Annotated in this window: 8 protein-coding genes and 1 other RNA gene; 1 reads left to right on the top strand and 8 read right to left on the bottom strand. The window is 48.2% G+C overall.

Annotated features, from left to right (window positions below; translation table 11 throughout):
- Nucleotides 1-50 precede the first annotated feature (50 nt).
- From MJ611_RS17335 to MJ611_RS17320, 4 genes are all read right to left on the bottom strand, one after another.
- Nucleotides 51-845 carry a DUF4397 domain-containing protein gene (locus MJ611_RS17335; RefSeq protein WP_250431664.1) on the bottom strand — a complete coding sequence of 265 codons (795 nt, stop codon included), beginning with the start codon at nucleotides 843-845 and terminating at the stop codon, nucleotides 51-53.
- A gap of 12 nt (nucleotides 846-857) precedes the next feature.
- Nucleotides 858-2,471, bottom strand: a complete 1,614-nt coding sequence (locus MJ611_RS17330; RefSeq protein ID WP_250431661.1) for a SusD/RagB family nutrient-binding outer membrane lipoprotein — start codon at nucleotides 2,469-2,471, stop codon at nucleotides 858-860.
- 32 nt (nucleotides 2,472-2,503) lie between these two features.
- The gene (locus tag MJ611_RS17325) at nucleotides 2,504-5,608 is read right to left on the bottom strand and encodes a SusC/RagA family TonB-linked outer membrane protein (RefSeq protein WP_250431660.1); all 3,105 of its coding nucleotides are present in this window, start codon (nucleotides 5,606-5,608) and stop codon (nucleotides 2,504-2,506) included.
- A 771-nt stretch (nucleotides 5,609-6,379) separates the two neighbouring features.
- On the bottom strand, nucleotides 6,380-7,633 hold the full coding sequence (locus MJ611_RS17320; protein WP_250431658.1) for an exo-beta-N-acetylmuramidase NamZ family protein: 1,254 nt from the start codon (nucleotides 7,631-7,633) through the stop codon (nucleotides 6,380-6,382).
- Nucleotides 7,634-8,343: 710 nt separating this feature from the next.
- On the opposite strand from MJ611_RS17320, the gene MJ611_RS17315 reads away from it, so the two are divergent.
- On the top strand, nucleotides 8,344-9,936 hold the full coding sequence (locus MJ611_RS17315; protein ID WP_250431656.1) for a hypothetical protein: 1,593 nt from the start codon (nucleotides 8,344-8,346) through the stop codon (nucleotides 9,934-9,936).
- Nucleotides 9,937-10,096: 160 nt separating this feature from the next.
- On the opposite strand, the gene ssrA is transcribed toward MJ611_RS17315, so the two are convergent.
- The 4 genes from ssrA to MJ611_RS17295 all read right to left on the bottom strand — a co-directional run bounded on the left by ssrA (nucleotide 10,097) and on the right by MJ611_RS17295 (nucleotide 15,812).
- Nucleotides 10,097-10,467: a transfer-messenger RNA gene (gene ssrA, locus MJ611_RS17310) on the bottom strand.
- A 130-nt stretch (nucleotides 10,468-10,597) separates the two neighbouring features.
- A complete protein-coding gene (locus MJ611_RS17305; protein ID WP_250431654.1) occupies nucleotides 10,598-12,007 on the bottom strand; it encodes a DUF4932 domain-containing protein in 1,410 nt (469 codons plus the stop codon).
- A 25-nt stretch (nucleotides 12,008-12,032) separates the two neighbouring features.
- Nucleotides 12,033-13,418 (bottom strand): S41 family peptidase, encoded by a 1,386-nt coding sequence (locus tag MJ611_RS17300; protein ID WP_250431653.1) that lies wholly within the window; start codon nucleotides 13,416-13,418, stop codon nucleotides 12,033-12,035.
- Nucleotides 13,419-13,448: 30 nt separating this feature from the next.
- Nucleotides 13,449-15,812 (bottom strand): ABC transporter permease, encoded by a 2,364-nt coding sequence (locus MJ611_RS17295; RefSeq protein ID WP_250431651.1) that lies wholly within the window; start codon nucleotides 15,810-15,812, stop codon nucleotides 13,449-13,451.
- Nucleotides 15,813-15,919 lie beyond the last annotated feature (107 nt).

Genomic DNA, 15,919 nt, shown 5'->3' with positions numbered 1-15,919 from the left:
TCCAGGCTATTTACCAATGGAGGGCTTTTTGGATTGTAGTTAACAAGAGATTATCTGTCTCTTACCAGTACCCTGTTAGTGGTTGCAGGCGCAGTAGTTTCAGAATAGATACCTCTGGTATAGAACGTATACACTCTACCGGCTGACGGAGCAACACCGGTCATAGTTGTATAAGGAGTTGTTGAACCGGTTTTGTAAATCGGGAAGTCATACGTACCCGGCTCGATTGCTACATAAGCAGTGGCGCCTTTGTAAGGCACGTTTGTAGCTACCTGAACAGGCGCCGGAGTATTTTCAGTTGCCTTATTTACTGCCTTCACATCAAAGGCAGGCGCATCGGCCATCACGTTTACAAAGCGGATGTAAGCTTTAGAGTAATCACTAACGTCAGGCAGCTTGTCTTCTACTACAAACGTCTCGAAGCCAGGATCTTTTTTCCCAATCAGGAAAGCAGAATAAGAAGCTCTGTCGTTCAAGGTAGCAGACGTATTAGATACAGGTTGTGCTGCACCTCTTGCAGAAGTGGTGTCGATAATCTGTACGTTATAGTTGCCAGCAGGAACAGTAGCATACCCTAAAGAAGCCGGGAACACAGCAGTACCAGCGTAAGACAGACCGGTAACGATCGTGTCCTTGGCAGCAGTTACCACAGGCGCCAGCGCAGTCACTTTCTGATCGTTCAGGAACATGTTCACCATCGGAGCATCCTGTGCCGCATGGATCATCTTGATGTGCGCACCGGTGTTGGTTGGCTCGTAATGATCTTCAATTCCGTTTTTTTCGCAGGCTCCTAAAAAGAAGCCTGCGGCAAGTATAGCGAATGATTTTGTTACTATATTCTTCATGATGTAATCAGATTATTGTTTGCTGAACCACATTTCATAAGTATGGTAATCCGGGTTAAGACCACCTACTTTTTCCAGAGCAGACACGTTCCACATATACTCAGAGTTGTAACGTGGTCTGAAGCGGTATGCAGGTTTGCCCTGGTTTAAGCCGTACAATGGGTTCGGCAACTGGAAGCCAGTGAACACATCGCTGCTGTAGTGGTATCTTCTCAGGTCAGACCAGGTTTCCAGGAAGCCCCATCCCCACTGTGCGATATACTTCTGCAACATGATCTTCTGCAGGGTCAGGCCTTCCGCTGAAACAGGGATCAGGTCCTCGCTTGCTTCGTACAGTGCTCTGCGCTGCGTGTAAACGGCTGCTTCATCTTCAGGCGTAGCGGCATCGTTTACGGCATACTTCTGAACAAAATCCAGGTGAGCCTTCACGCCTTTTGTATAAGCTTCCAGAGCCATTGCTTTGTCACCTTTTATAAACGCAGCCTCCGCCTTGATAAACTGCATCTGTGCATACGTCATAATCGGGAAACGCTCGTTGTTACCGAACAGGTACTTATTTGGCGTTGTAGCAGCCACTACGTCGGTAGGCGTGTTCCAAAGATTTTTAGGACGTTTAGTCGCTTCATACTCTGACACACCTACACCCGGTGTAACACCTCTGTACTGACCATCTGGTGCTGTTGCCAGCATTACCGGCAGACGAGGATCTTTCAGGTGCTGTTCGGCAAACAATGTGAGCGGGTCCTTTCCAATCAGTTCTTCATCCTGAAGCGCCGGGTTGGTACCATCTAGCAGGCTCACGATAAATTTAGACTGGCGGAAAGAGTTCATGTTACCTCTTCTTGGGCCAAAGAAGTTCGTGTCGTTAGACACGGCACCTTCAAAGCGAACAGAAGCATCGTCCGAGTTGCTTGCCAGCGACTTGTTTACGTACTCGATTACTTTATCAGGATTGTAAGTAGACTTGTTGCTCAGGTGATGCTCGTTGATAGCCAGCAAACCATAAGCAAACTTAAGCCACTTGGTGCGGTCACCACCGTAGATCAGGTCGCCCTGGTTTAGCTGCGAGTTCGCTACCTTTCCATCTGTTCTTTCCAGGTTCTGGATAGCCAGAAGCGTCAGGCGTCTTACTTCTTCATAGATCTTGTCCTGCGTATCATAGTCGAAGCTGGTTCTGCCCGGCTCAAACGCCTGCGACACGATCACTTCACCATGATAGTCGGTCAGGGTCTGCCAGCCGAATGCTCTCATCAGGTAGCCTACACCAGCAAAGTCCCACTTCTCTTCCTGCTCCGCTCTGGTGATCATATCGGTAAGGTTGGCGCCCATGCTGTAGTAGATGGCTCTCCAAAGCTGACCGGCAGCATCGCTGTTAGCTATATAGCCATGCTGATCCCAGGGATCATTTGCTGAAATATGATTCCAGTTCTGCACATACTTACCCAGGTAACGGGAGTCGAACTGGATACCCAGGGCAAGCTCCGACTGGATAGCCGGTAAATAATACTGCGGTGCTACCACCTGATCCGGGCCGTTCGGGTTTGTGTTAACGTCCAGGTAATTATCGCAGCTGGTTGTGGCAAACAAGCCAGCCGTTAAAAGAGAAGCGCAAAGTATCTTTCTCATTGATCGTTCTATCTTTCTCATTGCTTGTTCAATTAAAATCCAACGTTTACACCGATGTTCAGACCCATTGGCATTGGGAAGTTACCGTAGTCGAAACCAGCACCGCCGCTACCACCAACGGCAGCAGAGTTACCATTCACCACAGGATCCAGGCCGGAGTAGTTGGTCAGGATGAACACGTCCGTTGCAGTCACGAAGGCACTTGCACTTCTGATGAACTTCGTGTTTTTCAGCAGAGCTGAAGTAAAGTTATAGTTAAGCGTGATGTCTCTCAGACGTACCCAGTTGATATCTTTTTCGATGAAATCTGTTTCCGGAAGACCATATGTAGTAGACCAGAAGTTTGCGTCACGAGACGGATCGATCACGATCGTGTTCTTAGTTGGGTTGGCTGTGTTTTCCAGACCGTCTTTCATTACGCCTTCGAAAATAACCGGCTGGTTACGGTTAAGCGTTCTCTTGCTCAGGCCACGGCTTGTCAGGAAGTGCTCGGTACCGTTGTAGATATCGCCACCTTTTCTGAAGTCAAGCAGGAAGTTCAGGGAAACGTTCTTGTAGCGGAAGCTGTTGGTCAGACCAACGGTGTAGTCTGGCTGTCTGTCGCCAACTACTACCCATTCAGGGTTTCTCAGCGGATAGCCGGTTGTTGGGCTGATCAGGATCTCACCTTTGTTGTTACGTGCATAGTCCTGACCTGTGAACGTAGTAAGTGCGCCACCTGGTGTAGCACCGTTTCTTACGTTACCATACAACCAGGTATCAGACATATAGAACTCGTTCACACCTTTAGGCAGGGTAAGCAGTTCGCTCCACAGATGCGTGAAGTTTGCCAACACATCCCACTGGAAGTCTGCAGAAGCAACAGGCGTTGCATTCAACTGAAACTCGATACCTTCTGTTCTCATCTCGCCGGCGTTGAAAGCCTGCAGTACGAAACCTGTACCGTAGCTCAGACGCATGTCGCGCACGATCTGATCAACTGACTTCTTGTTGAAGTATGTCGCATCCAGGCCGATACGGTCGTTGAAGAATTTCAACTCTGTACCAAACTCGTAAGACGTTGTCATTTCTGGTCTCAGGTTCGGGCTAGGACCCGTGAAGGCATAACCGAAACCACCGCCTGTTGTAGACTTAGGCTCCAGGAACGCACGGATGCTGTAAGGGCTTGCGTCTTTACCTACCTGGGCAATGGAACCTCTCAGTTTACCATAAGAAAGTACGTCTCTGATGCCTTGGAATGGCTCCAGCTCTGTGAAGATAAAGCTAAGGGAAGCAGATGGATAGAAGAATGAACGGCTTTCAACAGGAAGTGTAGAGCTCCAGTCGTTACGGCCGGTCAGGTTCAGGTACAACATGTCGCTGTAGTTCAGTGTCAGGTTACCGAAAGCACCTACTAAGCGTCTCTGGTACAGTCTGTTTCTACCTCTGTGTGTCGTACCGTCTGTGTTCTCAATAGAGTACAGGTCAGGAGCCAGGAAACGCTCGCCGGTAACAGCCTGCGTGTATGAGTTCTGATCTCTTACTTCGCTACCCAGTTTCAGGTCAGCATGGAACTTATCACCAAAGAAAGAGCGGTTAAGCTGTGCATAGTACTGCACGTTAAAGTTACGCTGGTTGTCAAGCGACTGGTCAAAAATACCGCCTCTTGACTTGCCATAGTTAGACTCCGGGTGACGCACCATGGTGATCTTACCGGTAGAGAAGTCGAAACCAACGTTACCAACAAGTTTCAACCAGGAAGTCGGATCGATGATCAACTTGGCATTGGTGATGTAACGGTTGTTAACATCGTTGATCGTGTTCTTGTTGATGTTGAAGAACGGGTTTTCCACTTCACTGGCACTGGTAGTGAGCACTCTACGCTCTCCGGTTGGAGTCAGGTAAACGCTGGCGTCGTCAGTAGATGGCCAGGTTAACAGGCCAAGCAGCGGGCCACCGGCACCTTTAAAAGCAGAGTTGTTATCTGAATAAGTATAGCTGAAAGACACGTCCGTAGACATATACTTATTAAGTGTAGAAGTAATGGCAGAAGACAGGTTCAGCTTCGTCAGGTCTGTACCTGGCACGAAACCTTCCTGGTCAGTTACTGAACCGGAAATACGGTACTGCGATTTTTCAGAACCACCAGAGAATGAAAGGTTGTGCTTCTGTGTAAGCGCATCCTGGAAGAAGTTGTCTACGTTGTCATAGAACTTTGTTCCTTCCGCGTATGGAGCACCAAAATAAGAAACAACAGTTTCGGTATCGTCTGTTACGCCGCCGATACCTCTGTCGTATACCTGCTGAATTTCAGGAAACTTTGTAATACGATCGAAACGGAAGCTGTTGCTGTAGTCGATCTGGCTTGTACCGGCCTTACCTCTTTTAGTAGTAATTACGATAGCACCGGATGCCGCATCGATACCATAAAGAGCAGAAGCTTCAGGTCCTTTCAGAATCGTGATGCTTTCAATGTCCTGCGGGTTGATGTCAGCGCCTCTGTTGGTAAAGTCCGTAGAGCGGTTATCGAGAGAGGTAGCAGAGTTAGCTGAAGAAGCGAAACCGGCAGTATTGAACGTGTTGTTGTTGATCGGCAAACCGTCTACCACATAAAGCGGCTGGTTGCTACCGCTCAGCGAGCTCACACCACGGATCATTACTGAGGAAGAAGAACCTGGCAGACCAGATGTAGTCGTTACCTCTACACCAGCCACACGGCCGGCAAGGCCGTTCACGAAGTTCTCGCGCTGCGTCTGTGCAACGGTAGCACCTTTAACCTCTGTTATGGCGTAACCTAACGCCTTCTTTTCCTGCTTGATACCAAGAGCAGTTACCACTACCTCATCCAGGCTCTTTGCATCATCCTGTAGCGCAATGGTAAGGTTGGTTGCATTGCCTACAGGGTACTGCAGGGTTTTCATACCGATAAAGCTGAACACCAGCACATCCGATGGTGCTGCTTCAATGGTAAACTTACCATTTACGTCCGTTACGGTACCTCTTGGTGTGCCTTTCACACCTACCGAAACACCGGGCAACGGAATCTTCTCCGTTGCGGAAGTTACCGTTCCACTAACAGGCTTGCTTTGGGCAAATACCTGAAAATGAAACAGGAGAAAACAAATTCCCCATAAAAAACACTGTACTTTTTTTTCCATAACAGCTTAGCTATTGGGTTTTAAATTATGAATTGGGTTATTATGAATAGGGCAACAACTTATTAAAGTTCTTTATTTAATGACCTGCCACACGCAGTACAAATCAAATCTGCACGCATACATTCTCTTTCCTGCAGGTTCCTTTTCCATTCTACTTTGAAGACAAAGTATAAATACAAACACCTCATATTGCTTATACTTCAAGCATATAAACAAAATACAAATTGTTTAAACACCAACATCAATAACAATACTGCTATATATCCGGTGAGTGTTTAAAACTAAAGAAAAAATTTAAACAGAGGTCAGCTTCTTGCGATTATTTTAGCAAAAAAAAGAAAAGTACGCACTAACAAGCAAAACAGCCTTAAACAAAAAAAGTGAGTACCAACTCACTTTTTTTGTTTACTATCCAGTGACTTTCCGGCCGGAAAGCTCAAATTTAACTTATTACAAGCAGTTTATCTCCTGTTTTCAGCCCACACTCAATAACATATCTATTTGCTATACTTGGTAACTGCTCACAGTCTCATACAAGATTCTGCTGTTTTACCCTTAGATACATGCCGGAAACTGCAGACTGATCTAAGTATAACTTTCACGCTTTGATACATCCTTGCGACTGACTATTTGGAAACCACAAACACATACCTGGTTTCTTCCGCAAAATAAAGCCTGTACCGCGACTTAAAATGTTTCAATTAATCTTTTATAAACCAAAGATTACGACGTGTTTAAAGTTCTATTCCAGAGAGCATACAGGAATTGCTATCATGGATACAGCAGGTACTTCTTTCTCATCTGCTTGTACGCACTCAGAGCAGGTTCCCAGGATTTACGGATCTCTGTTTCGGGCACACCGGCTATGATCTGCTCCTTCAGCTGCTTCGTTCCTGCCAGCTTGTCGAAGTTGCCAATCTGGTTGCTCTGTTTATAGTCGAAGAACTTTTCTTTATGCGGGTATGCCTGGTACATTTCAATCAGCCATGACAGGTTGATCTGGCCAGTTTTGCGAAGCGCTTCGGCGTTGTAGTTTCTCAGGTCCAAACCATAGCAGGCTTTATCCTGGTGCAGCGGCGTCTCGCTCATGCCTTTGATACTCACCGGCGTGAAGCTGAAATCATACTTGCCTTTCAGGTCCGGGTTGCCCAGCACCGTGAACGGGAAGCGCGTACCTCTGCCCTGACTGATGATGGTGCCTTCGAAGAGGCACAAGGAAGGGTACAGCAGAATAGATTGAGGTGTGTTCAGGTTAGGCGACGGATTGACTGGCAACACATAGGGCATGTCGTGGGCATAGTTTTTCAGTTTTATGATGCTGAGCTTGCACTTCACACCGTTGGCCAGCCAGCCCTCGCCGTTGATCATTTGTGCGTACTCACCTACCGTCATGCCATGCGCAATCGGCACAGGGTGTATGCCAATACCGGACTTGAGACTCATGTCAAGTATAGGGCCATCCACCAGGTAGCCGTTCGGGTTTGGCCGATCCAGGATCATCAGCTCCACCCCGTTTTCGGCGCAGGCTTCCATCACGCGGTGCATAGTAATCGTGTAAGTATAAAACCGGGCACCCACGTCCTGTATATCAAAGATCATCAGGTCTATATCGGCCAGGCTTTCTTTGGTTGGCTTTTCTTTTTTGCCATACAAGGATACCACTTCAATGCCTGTTTTCGGATCGGTGCTGTCGTCCACCTTCACCCCTGCACTGGCATCGCCCCGGAAGCCGTGCTCCGGCCCGAAGATGCGCACAATGTTTACCCCTAACGATTTAAGGCTATCCACGCTGGTTGTCTTACCGATCACAGAGGTCGGGTTTACCACCATACCTACGCGCTTGCCCTTCAGGTAGGGCAGATAGGTTGCTACCTGCTCTGCTCCGGTTATTATCTTTTTACTCTCAACAGTTGCAGACACTTCCTTTTGAACAGGTGCACTACTTACACTTTGCTGCTGGGGTTTGCAGGAACTGGCTGTTACCGAAAACAGGAGCGGCAACAGAAACGGATAAAGTTTTTTCATTTTCAAGAGATTACGTAAAGGCTGAGCTCGGCCGATTGCTGACAGCCGCTTTTAGATGGAACCCGAAATACTGTTATAACATACTTTCAACCAGAGAGTATACTTGCCCATTTTCCACAGGCATGCTCTTCTGATTGAAGAACATCGTCTTTCTGCCTGACACTTTATACTCCTTACATTACTAATCAGGCAAGTATAACCGCAAAAAAACGAACAGAACACTGCATTGTGCTTACTAGTTAACAAAATCTCAGTTAAAACAACCACACTTTCTGCAGTAAATTTGCAAATACTGCAAAAACCGGCATTTAAATAGATGAAAAGAGAAGGCTTTGTGGCAGATTATGCTTAAAATTGAGCCTTTGTTATCTGCGTTACAGGGTATGCTAAAACCAGCAGTTGCTAAAGAGCAATTAGGCTGCAGGCAAACTCTTGAAAAGAGCTGAGAATCGATTAAGCTGAAGCCTTGCAAAATTGCACTCAATTGAATCTAAAGGATAAAAAGCAATATTTGAATGCTGCAGCAGTTTGTAAGTCATCTGGGCGCAGAATACCGGAAAGCATTCCTTTATTTTGTTGTTCTGAAGCCTTGAAATGAATCAGATAAAATGCTCCCGGACCTTCCAAAGTATAACTACCTTGGTTAGCAGAAAAGTCTTTGTTACCTTTAAGGCTGCCTTTGTGCCTCAACTGTACGTCACGTTTCTTTTATGAAAATAAACATACTTTTACTTTCGGCCATTTTCCTTCTCATTACCAAATCCTTTGCACAGTCTCCTGATACAAAGGATGAAAAATCCGACTCTGTAGCTAAGCCTGCTGCCGTTAAACTGGTTTTTCCGGATCAGTCTGGCTGGAACGTGCTCAAAGAAGGACAGAAGCTGGAGTTTGAAGTAAAAGCTACCGGCGGCACATCCGAAAAATTCAGGTATGCCCTTACCCAAGGCAGGGTTGAGGGGATTGAGTTCGACTCGCTTGGTCGCTTCTCCTGGATACCAAGCTACGATTTTGTAGACCGCCTTGGCAGCAGCCGTACGGCCCAGCTGTTGTTTGAGGTGAAAAACGAGAAAGGTGAAAGCGCAAGCCAGGCAATAGAGTTTAAGGTAATGCACGTAAACCGCCCTCCTTTGATCGGTGAGCTGAAGCCTTTTTATGTCAAATACAATACCCAGAACACCTACACAATAGAGTCTTCTGTTGCCAAAGACGATGACAACGACCCTGTGGTATTTGTACCGATCGCGGATGCAATGCCGGAAGGTGCCAAGCTGTCGGCACAGGGAGAGTTTACCTGGAAGCCTTCGCTTACCCAGTTCAACAGGCTGCGAAATAACCCTATCACACTTGAGTTTTATGTAGAGGATCAGCCTGCCAAAGCCCGCACAAAAGGTAGCTTTAAAATTGAGGTAACGCAGCAGGACCTTCCGCCAAGCATACAGATGATCCCGTCGCAGAAAAAATTCATTTACAAGGAAGGCGCTACTGTGAACATCACTTTCCAGCTGTACGACCCGAACGGCGACAACGACATTGCCGTGGTAAATTTCATTTCCGACAACACGGATGTGCCTGCCGGTGCACTTGTAAAAAACACGGCATCTCAGTATGAGTTTATCTGGAAACCCAGCTATGAATTTGTAAAAGACCCGCTGGATTCCGTAGCCTTTAACCTCACCTTCTTTGTGGTTGACAAATCGCATAAGCGAGATGAAAGGTCCGTTAGCTTCACTATACTAAATGCAGTGAACGAAGCGGAAAAGGACCAGAAACTCTACAACGAGTACCGCGCAGCTCTTGTAAAAGCCTGGGACCTGATGGAGCAGTTGAAGGACGCAGAAAAAGACCTGAAGAAAAAGTATAACCGGGCCAGAAAAGGAAAGAAAGGCAGATCGCTTGCCAACGCCTCGTTGGGAGCAGTAACCGGCATAACCCCTGTTATCATCGAAACGCCTGCCACTTCTAAAAAGATCACCACCATCGGCGGCACCACCGTCATGACCATCGGCACCCTGGAGGCAACCGAAGTGATTGGCCGCTCCACCAAAGACATTCTGGAAAGACTCAACTACATAATGGAGAAGCGGAATGAGCTGCAGACCAAAGGCGATGTGTTTGCCCGGAAGTATGCACTTAAATCGTCGCGCCGCAAGCCTGAGTTCATGAAGGATGCGGATGATTTTGTGGCCGTAATGAACCTGAAAGGCCTGGTAGCTCTGGAACTGGATGCCAACTGGAAGAACAAGTCCAAGTCGACGGATCAGAACATCTCCAAGACTTATAAAGACTTCAACTCCGATAACTAAGCACGTATAAACACCTTAGTGTTCAAACGACAACGCCTTGCCGAAGTATAACCGGCAAGGCGTTGTCGTTTTAGGTTTCTGGAAATGCAGCCATTCAGCTCATAGACTGAATTGAAATAAAAAAGCCCTGCAGGTAGATACCTGCAAGGCTTTTGAATATTGGTGGAGATGCAGGGATTCGAACCCTGGTCCAGACAAGGAAATTGTCGTGCCTTCTACATGCTTAGACTTATTCGGATTGTCGGGAGCTTGCAAGTATAAGTCAGACTTAAGCGCACTCCTTAGGTGCTTTAGTTTCGCCTGTGCACCACACCGTTACACAAGCTAGTAAATCGGATCGAAGCCTCTGATGTGCAAGCAGATTCACGAAACCTGCACGAGACTATGGCTAGTGCTTAATACCTAGATTAAGCAGCCATGGCGTAGTTATATTCGCCAGTTATTGTTTGAACGGATTTTTAACAGGTGGTACGTTCATCACCCGACATGCTTACACGCAACCTGCACAAGCTGTCAATTCCAGTCATCCCCGTAAGTTAAAGAACGTTGTTCTCGGTATTTATACTTCAAGAAGTATGCCACAAAGGTATAAATTTTGCGGCACACTTCTATCCGTTTTTCAGATTAATAACACCTAAACGCAGTGTCGGGTTTCATTTACTTAAAGTTTTGCCTGCAGGTTTCTGCTCCAGTCCAGCATGGTGGTGTAGAGCTCGTCTATACTTATGTTCGGGTTCTCTTTGTAAAGCGAGATCAGCTTTTGGTTAAACTCACCAAACCTTACAAAGCCTCTTCGCTGCTCCATCTGCTGCTCCATTAAAGGTATAAATATGGCGTTGTCTTCAGCAGAGAATTTATCCAGGCAGTAGAGCGAGTAAACCGACCAGGTCATGTATTCATTGAACACATTATAAGGCTGGCTATAGGCGCTGGTGCCGTTACTTTCGACTACCCATTTGGCTCTGTCAGCGAATACTTCATTGATTTGTTTTAAGTATCTGTCTGATGTCGGGTTCACGAAGTTGTGGTCTATTTCGGTAAACACGATCCGTGAATTTCGCATCTCGTTTACCTTCTGGTTATACTTTGGGTTAAGGTCTGCCCTTTTCACATACATTACCGTCTGCTCAAAACCGTTATCTTCGTAACTCATGGTCGCGTGTGCACCACCTATAAGCGGCGAGAAGATCACCTGATAGTTGCCATACTTGAATTTAAATATCTCCTCCAGCCATGACTGCTGCTGCTCTATCGGGTTCAACGTATGATAGGTTTTAACGAGCTCGCTGTAGTAGGTCAGGTGTTGTTTGTAGAACTCCCGGAAGTTCGATTTACGGGCAAAGTCTTCGATAAGGGCAAGGTTGGCTAAGATGGGATCACCCTGGTTAGTAAAGCCCATCTTCCGGATGATGCCTTCGTTTTTGATGTTACCCTTCTTATCAAACACATAAGCGCAGGCATTCATTTTCATGGCATAGTAGTACCAGTAGCTGTCGTTGTCGAACACCTTAGTGATGTGCTTGTTCACCACGTCCATTACCGGGTGATTTTTAAAAGGCGAAAAATGAGCCATCACTTCTTTGTAGTAAGGCGTGGTCATATCCACCATGTTGGAGTCCTGCTGCCCTATCTTAGAGATAGCCACCAGTATGTTCGCCAGTTCATGTACTTCCGGCACCTCCACGCTAAACTTGCCCTGGTGCTCTTTGATGTACTTCTTCGTGAAGGTTACATTTTTAGGAGCTCCCACAATCTCTGTCAGCGCTTTTTCCTCCCCTTTCTGCACATAAAACTGTATGGTGTCGCCTACTTTTACATTAAAAGCAATGGAATCCACATCAGTAATAAAGGCTACTCTGGTAACTTTCTGTTTGCACTCCACCTCCAGTCGGTCCGGCTTCTGTTCCGGCGATATTTTCCAGTCAGACCGCTTTTCGGTGTTATTTACGGTGTATGTAATGCTTTCTTTGTTCGATCTTATACTTGGTAATTCCTTTACATTCTGGGCATAAGACGCAGTGGTACCAGACACCAGCAGCAGTGTCAGCGCATACTTTTGTAAGCTTTTCATGTAGTTTTATTTTGTGTTGTAAGTATTATTTTGCGGCCAATTTCTGGCCTTTCAGGTGTTTTAGGGCATGGTCCAATACAGGATCTTTTTTCTGGATGTAGTCCTGCAGCGTCATCTTCACCTCTATATCTGGTTTCACACCGTAGCCCACGAACTCACGGCCATCCGGGTAAGTGTCTTTTTTGGTGCAGATGCGGGCGCCACCGCCACCTGGCATATCGAACATAAAAGGCTGCCCGGTACTGCCAAAGGAGTTCTCACCGATCTTGGTCATGTGCTGCTGGTTGTCGGCGTAGATCAAAAAGTCTTCGGCGGCTGAGGCTGTCTGGTGCCCGATAAGTATAGCTGTCGGAACGATCACTTTATCTTTCGGAGAGACCTTGTTCTGGGCGGGTTTGTAGTCGAATTCATGCACTAGTTTATCCTGGTAAGCCAGCAGCGATTTGGTAGCCCACTCGTTGCCTACGGTATCTTTTGGTGCTGTAAACTTGCCCCAGGCTTTGAAGCTAGCCAGGTGCTCACGCGTGGAATTCTTAGAACCGTACAGCAGCGTGTCCGGCGACAGGTAATTCAGGATGTCACGGCCTATGGTTGTAGAGCCGCCGCCGTTGGTGCGCAGGTCTACGATCAAAGCCTTGGCTTTGCGCAGCTCCGGCAGTTTCTCCAGGAACAGCTCGTTAATCTTCGGATCATGAAAGCCGTTCAGAGCCAGGTAAGCGGTTTGATTCGGGTACCACTTCAGCGTCAGCAGTTCCCGCTTCTCAACAGCCGGGTATACTTCCTGCTCGGTGGTTTTGGCATGCGTCAGCGTCAGGGCTTTTACCTTGCCTTTTGGGGTTCTGTACGTAATGTCATACTTCTCCCCTTTCAGGCCTTTCAGCATGTTGCTAACCGCCCAGTCCATCAGCACATAATCCGTAGACGAGGAAATGTAGGGCAGCACCTCTTGTTTCAGATACTCCGCTGTCGGCTGACCGTTTACTTCGATGATCTCGCTGCCAACCGGCACCTCGTCTTTTATACTTTGGTTGGTTCTGGTAACAACGGCTTTGTTGTCGATGTTGCTCAGGAAGATCCGGTACTTGCCGAACATGTCGTTGTAGAGCAGCGAGTCTATACTTTGCGGGAAGTAGATGTTGGTGTGGCCGTCGTTGAGTAGCGCGCAGAACTTCTGCAATTCGCGGTAATACTCGTAGTCGTTCTTCGTCTCCTGCACCTTCGTGATCGCCTCGCGGTAAGCTCTGTCCCACTGGGTGCGGTCCACTTTGTCCAGGTACACAAAGTTGTAGTTCACTTCCTGCCAGAACTTCGACAGGCCGTATACTTTGTCGGAGGCAGAGAGTGTGTTGGACACCTGCGCTCTGGTGGCAAATGCCACGAGCAGCAACAGGAATAACAGATTCTTTTTCATAGTGTATTTTATACTTATGGCAACGGGTGTTTATTCTGTGCGGAGCGAGGTAACCGGCGTGGCTACCGCCGTTTTGATGGCATGGAAGCTGAGCGTGAGCATAGCAATAAGGAAAGTGGCCACAAAGGCGGCCGCAAAGATCCACCAGTTCAGCTCGGTACGGTCGGCATAGTCGTTTAGCCAGCCGTTCATCAAATACCAGCCCAGCGGCAGCGCGATCACGTTTGCGATCAATACCAGCTTCAGGAAATCCTTGCTCAACATCAGCACAATGCTCGCCACCGAAGCGCCCAGCACCTTGCGGATACCGATCTCTTTGGTGCGCTGCTCAGCTGTGAATAGTGCCAGCCCGAACAAACCCATGCAGGAGATAAAGATGGCGATAAAGGCAAAGTAGCGGGTCAGGGCGCCCATAATGGCCTCGCTTTTATACATGCGCTCGTAATCATCGTCCATAAAATGGTACTCAAAGGGGAAAGCCGGGTTCTGCCGCTTGAGGATCTGCTCGATGGCCGCCATGGTTTCAGGCGTCCGGCCTGCAGCCACGCGGGCAAACAGGGTATTTTCGTATTTGGGCTGCAGCCGCAGAATAAGGGGCTGCATGGGCACATGAATGGAGGTAGAGTAAAAATTCTTCATCACCCCGATGATGTGGCCTTTGTTGCCCCACTCTACCCACTCGCCCACCGGGTTTTGTAGCTGCATAAGGCGCGCTGCTTCCTCGTTTACAATAAAGGCGGCGGTATCGGTGCCATACTCTCTGGAGAAGTCGCGGCCTTCCTTCAGCGTAATACCCATGGTTTTCAGGAAATCGTAATCTACCGTCATCACGCTGAACAGGATATCGGCATTCGGGTCTTTGCCTTTCCAGTTGATGCTGCCCGTAGAGTTGCCTACCATCAGCGGGTTCTGGTTGGCTGATGTTACCCCCAGCACACCCGGCGTATTGAGCAGTTCGCGCTTGATCACCTCGTAATGGGCGTTCATTTCTCCTTCTATGGGCATGTATACCAGGTTTTCGCGGTCCATGCCGATGTTTTTGGTGCGGATGTAGTGCAGCTGCAGGTATACGACCAGCGTGCTGATGATGAGCAGAGCCGAAAGGATGAACTGGAACACCACCAGCCCCTTGCGGAACACGGCCACGTTGCGGTTCAGCTTCACGGTACCTTTCAGCACCACGGCAGGGTCGAAAGAAGAAAGGAAGAAGGCCGGGTAGCTACCCGAGATTACGCCGGTAAGTATGGCCACGCCCAGCAGCAGGAAGATCAGCTCAGGATCGGCCAGGTTCAGCTCGATATACTTGCCGGTCAGGTCGTTGAAGTGCGGCAGCAGGATGCCTACCAGGTTTACGGCCACGAACAGCGCCAGGAACGCTACCAGCACTGACTCTACCATAAACTGCCGGATAAGCGCCGGTTTGCTGGCCCCGATGGCTTTACGTACGCCCACTTCTTTGGCCCGTTTGGCCGAGCGCGCCGTGGCCAGGTTCATGAAGTTGATGCAGGCGATCACCAGTATAAAGATGGCCACGATGATAAACAGCCGCACATATTCTATCTGCCCGCCACCTGATTTGCCATTCCGGAAATCCGAATAGAGGTACATGTCTTTTATGGGCTGCACAAACAGCTCGGTCTTGGTGTCTTTGCTGTGGTTCTGGATGATCGGCTTGATCTTGGCGTTAAAAGCGGCCAGGTCGGTGCCTGGCTGCAACTGCACATAGGTGCGCAGCGCGTTGTTGCCCCACTCTTGGAGCCAATCATTGCCGGGGCTGCTGATCCAGTCGTTCACAGGCATTACGTAATCAAACTGCAGTGAGGAGTTCTTCGGCACGTCTGTAAAAACACCGGTTACCTTGTAGCTCTTGTCGTTATTGATCTTAAACACTTTACCCATGGCTTCGGCCGGCGAGTCAAAGAACTGTTTAGCCACCGATTCCGAGATCACCACAGAATTAGGCTGCTTCAGCACCTGTGCGGCATCGCCGTACAACAGCGGAAACGAGAATACCTCAAAAAACTCCGGGTCGGTATAGCGGCCGTTAACTTTCAGTGCTTTGTCATTCAGTGTGAAAAGCTGTTTCCACTCCCAGGTTGTACTGCGCACCGCATGCTTTACCTCGGGTAATTCGGCTTCCAGTGCCTCTGCCAGCGGACCGGGATTGGCATCCACGGTCAGGTCGTCGCCCCCAGGGTAGTGCTGCACTTCCATTACACGGTATAGGTTGTCGATGTCGGCATGAAAACGGTCAAAGCTCAGCTCATCCCGCACCCACAGCAGGATAAGTATGGAGCAGGTCATACCCAATGCCAAGCCTGAAATATTGATCAGGGAAAAACCCTTGTGGCGCATCAGGTTGCGATAGGCCATTTTGAGATAGTTCTTTACCATAGTTTTATGCAGTTAGCAGCGGTTGTCTATTTTTTCTGATCAGGCTGGCGGGTACCGGTGCCTGTTCTGTCTATTCTATAAGAAATCTGCGTGCCAGAAGTATAAAT

It is taken from the genome of Pontibacter ruber (assembly GCF_023630205.1).
GTDB classification, from domain to species: Bacteria; Bacteroidota; Bacteroidia; order Cytophagales; family Hymenobacteraceae; genus Pontibacter; species Pontibacter ruber.
Note: the sequence above shows the minus strand (reverse complement) of the source record. Positions and strands in the feature narration are given on the sequence as shown.

Bases quoted from the DNA above. Each gene is read 5' to 3' on its own strand.
- MJ611_RS17335 (WP_250431664.1), bottom strand. From the start codon at position 845: ATGAAGAATATAGTAACAAAATCATTCGCTATACTTGCCGCAGGCTTC.
- MJ611_RS17330 (WP_250431661.1), bottom strand. From the start codon at position 2,471: ATGAGAAAGATACTTTGCGCTTCTCTTTTAACGGCTGGCTTGTTTGCC.
- MJ611_RS17325 (WP_250431660.1), bottom strand. From the start codon at position 5,608: ATGGAAAAAAAAGTACAGTGTTTTTTATGGGGAATTTGTTTTCTCCTG.
- MJ611_RS17320 (WP_250431658.1), bottom strand. From the start codon at position 7,633: ATGAAAAAACTTTATCCGTTTCTGTTGCCGCTCCTGTTTTCGGTAACA.
- MJ611_RS17315 (WP_250431656.1), top strand. From the start codon at position 8,344: ATGAAAATAAACATACTTTTACTTTCGGCCATTTTCCTTCTCATTACC.
- MJ611_RS17305 (WP_250431654.1), bottom strand. From the start codon at position 12,007: ATGAAAAGCTTACAAAAGTATGCGCTGACACTGCTGCTGGTGTCTGGT.
- MJ611_RS17300 (WP_250431653.1), bottom strand. From the start codon at position 13,418: ATGAAAAAGAATCTGTTATTCCTGTTGCTGCTCGTGGCATTTGCCACC.
- MJ611_RS17295 (WP_250431651.1), bottom strand. From the start codon at position 15,812: ATGGTAAAGAACTATCTCAAAATGGCCTATCGCAACCTGATGCGCCAC.